The 6,548-nt window shown below is 67.9% G+C and carries 5 protein-coding genes; 3 read left to right on the top strand and 2 right to left on the bottom strand.

Annotated elements, in window-relative coordinates:
• Window positions 1–226 precede the first annotated feature (226 nt).
• Genes KVT32_RS26425 through KVT32_RS26415 form a run of 3 tightly spaced genes read left to right on the top strand, consistent with a single transcriptional unit; the run spans window position 227 to window position 4,097 of the window.
• Window positions 227–1,456: an ABC transporter substrate-binding protein gene (locus KVT32_RS26425; RefSeq protein WP_217619063.1), complete on the top strand. Its 1,230-nt coding sequence runs from the start codon at window positions 227–229 to the stop codon at window positions 1,454–1,456.
• Window positions 1,456–3,333 (top strand): ABC transporter permease, encoded by a 1,878-nt coding sequence (locus tag KVT32_RS26420; RefSeq protein ID WP_217619062.1) that lies wholly within the window; start codon window positions 1,456–1,458, stop codon window positions 3,331–3,333. Before KVT32_RS26425 ends, KVT32_RS26420 begins: the two co-directional genes overlap by 1 nt.
• A complete protein-coding gene (locus KVT32_RS26415; protein WP_217619061.1) occupies window positions 3,330–4,097 on the top strand; it encodes an ABC transporter ATP-binding protein in 768 nt (255 codons plus the stop codon). Before KVT32_RS26420 ends, KVT32_RS26415 begins: the two co-directional genes overlap by 4 nt.
• A 13-nt stretch (window positions 4,098–4,110) precedes the next feature.
• Here the strand turns inward: KVT32_RS26415 and KVT32_RS26410 are convergent, their stop codons facing one another.
• Together KVT32_RS26410 and KVT32_RS26405 are read right to left on the bottom strand one after the other, a co-directional pair.
• A complete protein-coding gene (locus tag KVT32_RS26410; protein ID WP_152385149.1) occupies window positions 4,111–5,880 on the bottom strand; it encodes a SulP family inorganic anion transporter in 1,770 nt (589 codons plus the stop codon).
• Between the two features lie 95 nt (window positions 5,881–5,975).
• Window positions 5,976–6,524 carry a hemerythrin domain-containing protein gene (locus KVT32_RS26405; protein ID WP_152385150.1) on the bottom strand — a complete coding sequence of 183 codons (549 nt, stop codon included), beginning with the start codon at window positions 6,522–6,524 and terminating at the stop codon, window positions 5,976–5,978.
• Between the last annotated feature and the right edge of the window lie 24 nt (window positions 6,525–6,548).

The raw sequence follows: 6,548 nt of genomic DNA, 5'->3' as shown, positions 1-6,548 counted from the left end.
GAAGTTCACCGGGTGTTCAGTCCGTAGCCTGCTACGGATACCGTGCCGTAGGTGTCAACCTATGGCAGGACGGGTCACCGGCTTCTTGTTGCCCGCTTCTTGTTGCCGGCTTTTTATTGCCATTAATTTGCCGCTGCGCCGAGGCCCATGTTTCAATTAGGCCGCACCGGCGGCGCCCCAGGCGCGCGCGAGGCCCGATTCATCTTCAGCCTGCGATTACTCCACCATGATCCGTCCCTGCCTCACTTTGCTGCGCCGCGCGCTTGCGCCCGCGATCCTGGCCCTGGCCCTGGCTCCGGCCGCCCCCGCCGCCGCCAAAGACAAGGAACCGCCCATCCGCATCGGCGAGATCAACAGCTACAAAGCCATTCCCGCCTTCCTGGGACCGTACAAAAAGGGTTGGCAGCTGGCGCTTGACGAGGTCAACGCCGCGGGTGGCGTCCTGGGCCGAAAACTCGAAGTCATCTCGCGCGACGACAACGGCAATCCGGGTGATTCGGTCCGCGCCGCGCAGGAACTGCTGGCGCGCGAAAAAGTCGAGCTGCTGTTCGGCGGGTTTCTTTCCAACACCGGCCTGGCGCTGACCGATTTCGCCAAGCAGCAAGAGGTGTTCTTCCTGGCCGCCGAACCGCTGACCGACAAGATCACCTGGCAGGAAGGCAACCGCTACACCTACCGCCTGCGTCCGTCCACCTGGATGCACGTGGCGGCGGTGGCTCCCAAGGCGCTGGCCCTGCGCAAGAAGCGCTGGGCCATCGTCTACCCCAATTACGAATACGGGCAATCCGCCGTGGCCACCTTCAAGGCCATGATGCAGTCGTTCCAGTCCGACGTGGAATTCGTCGCTGAACAGGCCGTGCCGCTGGGCAAGGTGGATGCCGGCGCGGTGGTGCAGGCGTTGGCCGACGCCAAACCCGACGCCATTTTCAACGTGCTGTTCGCCGCCGACCTGACGCGCTTCGTGCGCGAAGGCAACACGCGCGGCCTCTTTGAAAACATGCCGGTCGTCTCGCTGCTGTCCGGCGAACCCGAATATCTGGAACCGCTGGGCGCCGACACCCCCACCGGCTGGATCGTCACCGGCTACCCCTGGTATGCCATCGACACGCCGGCCAACAAGACTTTTGTCGAGGCCTACAAGAAGCGCTTCAACGAAACGCCCAAGGTCGGGTCGGTGGTCGGCTACGCGTCGCTGATGTCGATAGCGCAGGGCCTGAAGGCCGCCGGTTCCGTGGACACGGAAAAGCTCGTCGACGCCTTTGCCGGCCTGAAGGTGGACACGCCTTACGGCCCGATCCAGTACCGCAAGATCGACCATCAATCCACGATGGGCGTCTACGTGGGCGTGACCGCGGTCGAAGACGGCAAGGGCATCATGAAGGACTTTGCCTACATCGACGGCGCGCGGCTGCAGCCGCCTGACGAACAGGTACGCAAGATGCGGCCGGCACACTGATGAATGTGTCCGGGCTGCTGCTGCAGCTGCTCAATGGCCTGGCCGACGCCAGCGCGCTGTTCCTGGTCGCCGCGGGCCTGTCGCTGATCTTTGGCGTGACCCGCGTGGTCAACTTCGCGCACGGCTCGTTCTACATGCTGGGCATCTACCTGACCTGGACCTTCACCAGCCATTTCGGCAGCGGCGCGGGCTACTGGTTCGGCCTGCTGCTGGCGGCGCTGGCGACGGGCCTGATCGGCGCGGCGGCCGAACTTCTGGTGCTCAAGCGCCTTTACCGCGCCCCCGAACTCTTCCAGCTGCTGGCGACCTTCGCCCTCGTCCTCATCATCGGCGACGCGGCCCTGGCCATCTGGGGCCCCGAAGACCTGTTCTCGGCCCGCGCGCCCGGCCTGTCGGGCGCCGTGCAGATCCTGGGCCGCCGTTACCCTGAATACGACCTCCTGCTGATTGCCGCCGGCCCCATCGTGCTGGGCCTCTTGTGGCTGCTGCTCATGCGCACCCGCTGGGGCCGGCTGCTGCGCGCCGCCGCTGAAAACCGCACCATGCTGGCGGCGCTGGGCGTGAATCAGGCCTGGCTGTTCACGTCCGCCTTCACGCTGGGCGCGTTCCTCGCCGGCTTGGGCGGCGCGCTGGCGGCGCCGCGCGTGCCCGCCACCCTCGGCCTGGACCTTGAAATCATCGCCAGCGCGTTTGTCGTGGTGGTCGTGGGCGGCTTGGGATCGGTGCCTGGCGCGTTCCTGGCGGCCGTGCTGATCTGCTCGGTCAAGGCGCTGTTCGTGTTCCTGGGCCAGGTCGCCATCGGCCCGTGGGTCTTCAACCTGTCCAAGCTCACCCTGCTGGCCGAATTCGCCGTGATGGCCGTGGTGCTGGTCGTGCGGCCGTGGGGCCTGATGGGTAAGCCCCCCGCCCCTACTTCGCACCCGGGCATGCCGGAGCGCCCCATATCCCCGGCGGGTCCGCGCCTGCGTCTGGCCTATGGCGTGTTGCTGGCCTTGCTGGCGCTGGTGCCCGTCGCGACGCTGACCTGGCCCTACCTCAGCATCCTCATGACCGAGATCCTCATCGCCGCCCTGTTCGCCGCCAGCCTGCACTTTCTGACCGGGCTGGCGGGCATGACCTCGTTCGGCCACGCCGCCTGGTTCGGACTGGGCGCCTACGGCGCGGCGCTGCTCCTGAAACTGGCCGCCATCCCCATGGAGGCGGCGCTGCTGCTGGGCCCGTTTGCCGCCGCGTTCGGCGCCCTGGTGTTCGGGTGGTTCTGCGTGCGTCTGTCCGGCGTGTATCTGGCGATGCTGACGCTGGCGGTCGCGCAGATTCTGTGGGCCCTGACCTATCAATGGGATGACGTGACCGGCGGCAGCAACGGCCTGACGGGCTTGTGGCCGTCGGCCTGGCTGGCGCAGGGGCCCTGGTTCTACTACCTCACGCTGGCGCTGTGCGCGGCCGGCGTCTGGTGGCTGCGCCGGCTGGCGTTTTCGCCGCTGGGGTTCGCGCTGCGCGGCGTGCGCGATTCGGCCTTGCGCGCCGAAGCGCTGGGCATGGACACGCGCCGCATCCAATGGGCCGGATTCGTGGCCGCCTCGTTCGCCGCGGGCCTGGCGGGCTCCCTGTACGCATTTTCCAAGGGCAGCATCGCGCCCGACGTGCTGGCCGTCAGCCGCTCGGTCGATGGACTGGTGATGGTGCTGCTGGGCGGCATCCAGACGCTGGCCGGCCCGCTCGTCGGCGCGGCATCCTACACCTGGCTGCAGGATGCCGCGGCGCGCAGCACCGAGTACTGGCACGCGGTGCTGGGCCTGGCGATCCTGGCGCTCGTCATGGCCTTCCCCGAAGGCCTGGCAGGCGCTGCCGCCCGGCTGCGCAGGAGGTCCGCATGACCCCGGCCGCCCCCCTGCTGCAGGTGCGCAACCTGCGCAAATCCTTCGGCGGCATCGACGCGCTGGCCGATGTGTCGTTCGACCTGGAAGCCGGCCACATGCTGGCCCTGATCGGCCCGAACGGCGCGGGCAAGTCGACCTGCTTCAATGTGTTGGGCGGCCAGTTGCGCCCGGACTCGGGTTCGGTGCGGCTGGACGGGCGCGAACTGGTTGGCCTGTCCGCCGGCAAGATCTGCCGGCTGGGCGTGGGCCGCAGCTTCCAGACCGCCGCCACCTTCCGCTCGATGACCGTGCTGGAAAACGTTCAGACCGCCCTGCTCTCGCGCGACCGGTTGCTGTTCAACCCATGGCGGCGCGCCGGCCGCCATGCGGTTGAAGAAGCGAAGACCCTGCTGTCGCGAGTGCAGATGGCGGACAAGGCCAACGAGGCGTGCGGCACGCTGGCCTATGGCGACGTCAAGCGGGTGGAGCTTGCGATGGCGCTGGCGCACCAGCCGCGTCTGCTCTTGATGGACGAGCCCACCGCCGGCATGGCCACCAACGAACGCCACGCGCTGATGCGCCTGACCCGCCAGTTGGCGGACACGCAACGCATTGCGGTGCTTTTCACGGAACACAGCCTGGACGTCGTGTTCAAGCACGCGGACCGCATCGCGGTGCTGGTGCGGGGCGGCCTGCTGGCCGAAGGCGCGCCGGCCGCCATCGCGGCCGACGAGCGGGTCAAGGCCGCTTATCTGGGCACCGAGACGCCGCAGAAAGCCTGACCCGCCAAACGCCTCAACCGTCGGGCTGCGGGCGGTCCGGCTGGCATTCCCAAAAAATCCGGGCCGTGCACCCTGCGCAGATGTTCCGGTCCAGCTTGGCGTAGATCTCGCGCAACGCCGTCGCCTTGTCCGGAAAGATGTGGTCCTCGCCCAGCCGGGCCAGAAATCCGGTGCGGCGCCACATGTCCATCACCTCGGGCCGCGGCCGATGGAAATACAGATCTCCGCCCATCGCGCGCCGCGCCGCCAACTCGTCGTCCCAGACCTGCGCGCCGGCCAGGTCGATGAAGTTCATGCTCTTGGCCATCACCAGCAAATGGCGCGGCGCGCCCGGCGCCGAACGCAGATCGTGCAGCCGCTGCGCCACGTGCGCGGCCGCCCCGAAATAGACTGACCCCTCCATGCGCAGCAGCTTGAGCTGCGGGCATTCCGGCAAGGCGTCCGGGTGATGCTCCAGGACGACGAATCGGCGATCCGGCCCGCGCGAATCAAAGCCCATCGTGCGCATCGCCGGCCGCGACGTGCGGTGCAGGTACACCATGAGCGACAGCACCGTGCCCAGCAAGATCGCGACCTCCATGCGGATGGCGATCGTGGCGGCCAGCGTGGCCGCGGCGATTGCGCATTCGCCGCGTTGCGTGCGCAACAGGTGACGCCAGCGGGGAATGTCCAGCAGCGTCCAGGCCACCAGCAACAGCAGCCCCGAGATCGCCGCATGCGGGATCAACGCCAGGAGCGGCGCGGACACCGCCACCAGCAGCATCAGCAGCAGCGCGGAAAACACCGACGCCAGCGGCGTTTTCGCGCCCGCCTCGAAGTTTGGAATGGAACGATTGAGCGAGCCGCAGGACAGGTAGCACGAAAAGAAGCCGCCCACGATGTTGGACAGGCCCTGTCCCACGAACTCCCGGTTCGCGTCGATGCGCTGGCCAGATCGCGTCGCAACCGCCTTGGCAATCGAGATGGATTGCGCCAATGCGACGATGGTCAACGCAAATGCCAGGCTCAAGAGATCGGGCAGCGCGCGCCAGTCGACGCTGGGCACATGAAAAGGCGGCCACGGTTGGGCGATTGCGCCCAGCACAGGCACCGGCGTGCCTGCCTGCGGCGGGACCACCGAATTGAAGGCCCACGCCGCGAATGTCCCCGCCGCCAGGCCCAGCAGCATGTATGGCTTGCGCTTGTCCAGCCTGCGCGCCAGCAGCGCGGTGCCCAGCGTGACCAGCGTCACCAGCAAGGCGCCAGGATGCGCCTGGCCGATATGCGTGGCGATGCTTTCCAGCACCGCGCCCGCACCATGCGCCTCTGTCGAGGGCAAACCCAGCGCGTCCTTGAGCGCATGCACGGCGATCAGCACGGCCGCACCGCTGGTAAAACCAAACAACGCCGACGGCGAAATAAAGTGCGCCAGCGATCCCAGCCGCAAGGTGCCCACCAGCCACTGCATGATCCCGACCAGCACGGTCACGGCAAGGGCAAGCTGAATGTAGGCGGGGGTGCCCGCGGCCGCCAGCGGCGCCAACACCGCAAACAGCGCCAGCGAATTGGCGTTGGTCGGTCCGGACATCACATGGCGGCTGGAGCCGAACAACGCCGCCACGATACAGGGCACGATGGCCGAATACAGGCCGTATTCAGGAGGCAGGCCCGCCAGCGTCGCGAACGCGACGCCCTGCGGCAGCACCAGCAACGCGCCCAACAACCCCGCCGCCAGGTCGGCGCGCAGCGTCACCCGGTTGACATCCTCGACCCACGAACCGAACAGCCGGCGCGCGACGTTCATTCCCCCCAGCATCATCCTGTCTTGTTCCCTGGCATCGGCGTTCCCGCCGGTCCGGCAAGGGTAAACGCTCGCCCCCGCCCGCGCAACGCGCCTTTTCAGCCGGCCTCGCCGCCGCGCCGCGCTTTCATGGCCTGACCGATCGCAGCCAGCGCGTCGTCCGGTATCAGCCGCGCCGCCATCGGCAGCAACTCGTCCTCTTCGCGCCGGATGTGCGCTTCGTAGGCCTCGGTGAAGGTTTGGACCTGCTCCGGCGGCAATTGCGCCGGCCGCCCCGCCGCGATCTCGGACAGCGTCTGGCGCAAGGGTTCCCACAGGCCCGCCAAGCGGCGATGATCGGCCATCAGGCCGTCCACCAGCGCGTGCAGGCACACCGCGTCCGACCCCGCCATCGAGTCGATCAAGGCTGGAAAGAGGTCTTCTTCTTCGTCTTCATGATGATGCGCGGCCGCGGTGTCGAAATACCGGCGAACGCTGGTGGCGGCGGTTTGCGCCGCCGTGTCGCTGCCGTGCGATGGCAGGTGCGCCGCCAGCCGCGCCAGCGTCGCGCATTGGCGTGCGATGCGCCCATGACAGGCCGACAGCAGCGCCAGCGGATCGTCTGGGCCCGGCGCCGCAGCCGGACCGCCTGGAAAACTCACTGCCATCGCCTGCCTCCGAATCGTGTTGCG

The sequence above is a fragment of the Achromobacter sp. GbtcB20 genome (assembly GCF_019091095.1).
In the GTDB taxonomy this organism is placed as follows: Bacteria; Pseudomonadota; Gammaproteobacteria; order Burkholderiales; family Burkholderiaceae_B; genus Achromobacter; species Achromobacter mucicolens.
Note: the sequence above shows the minus strand (reverse complement) of the source record. Positions and strands in the feature narration are given on the sequence as shown.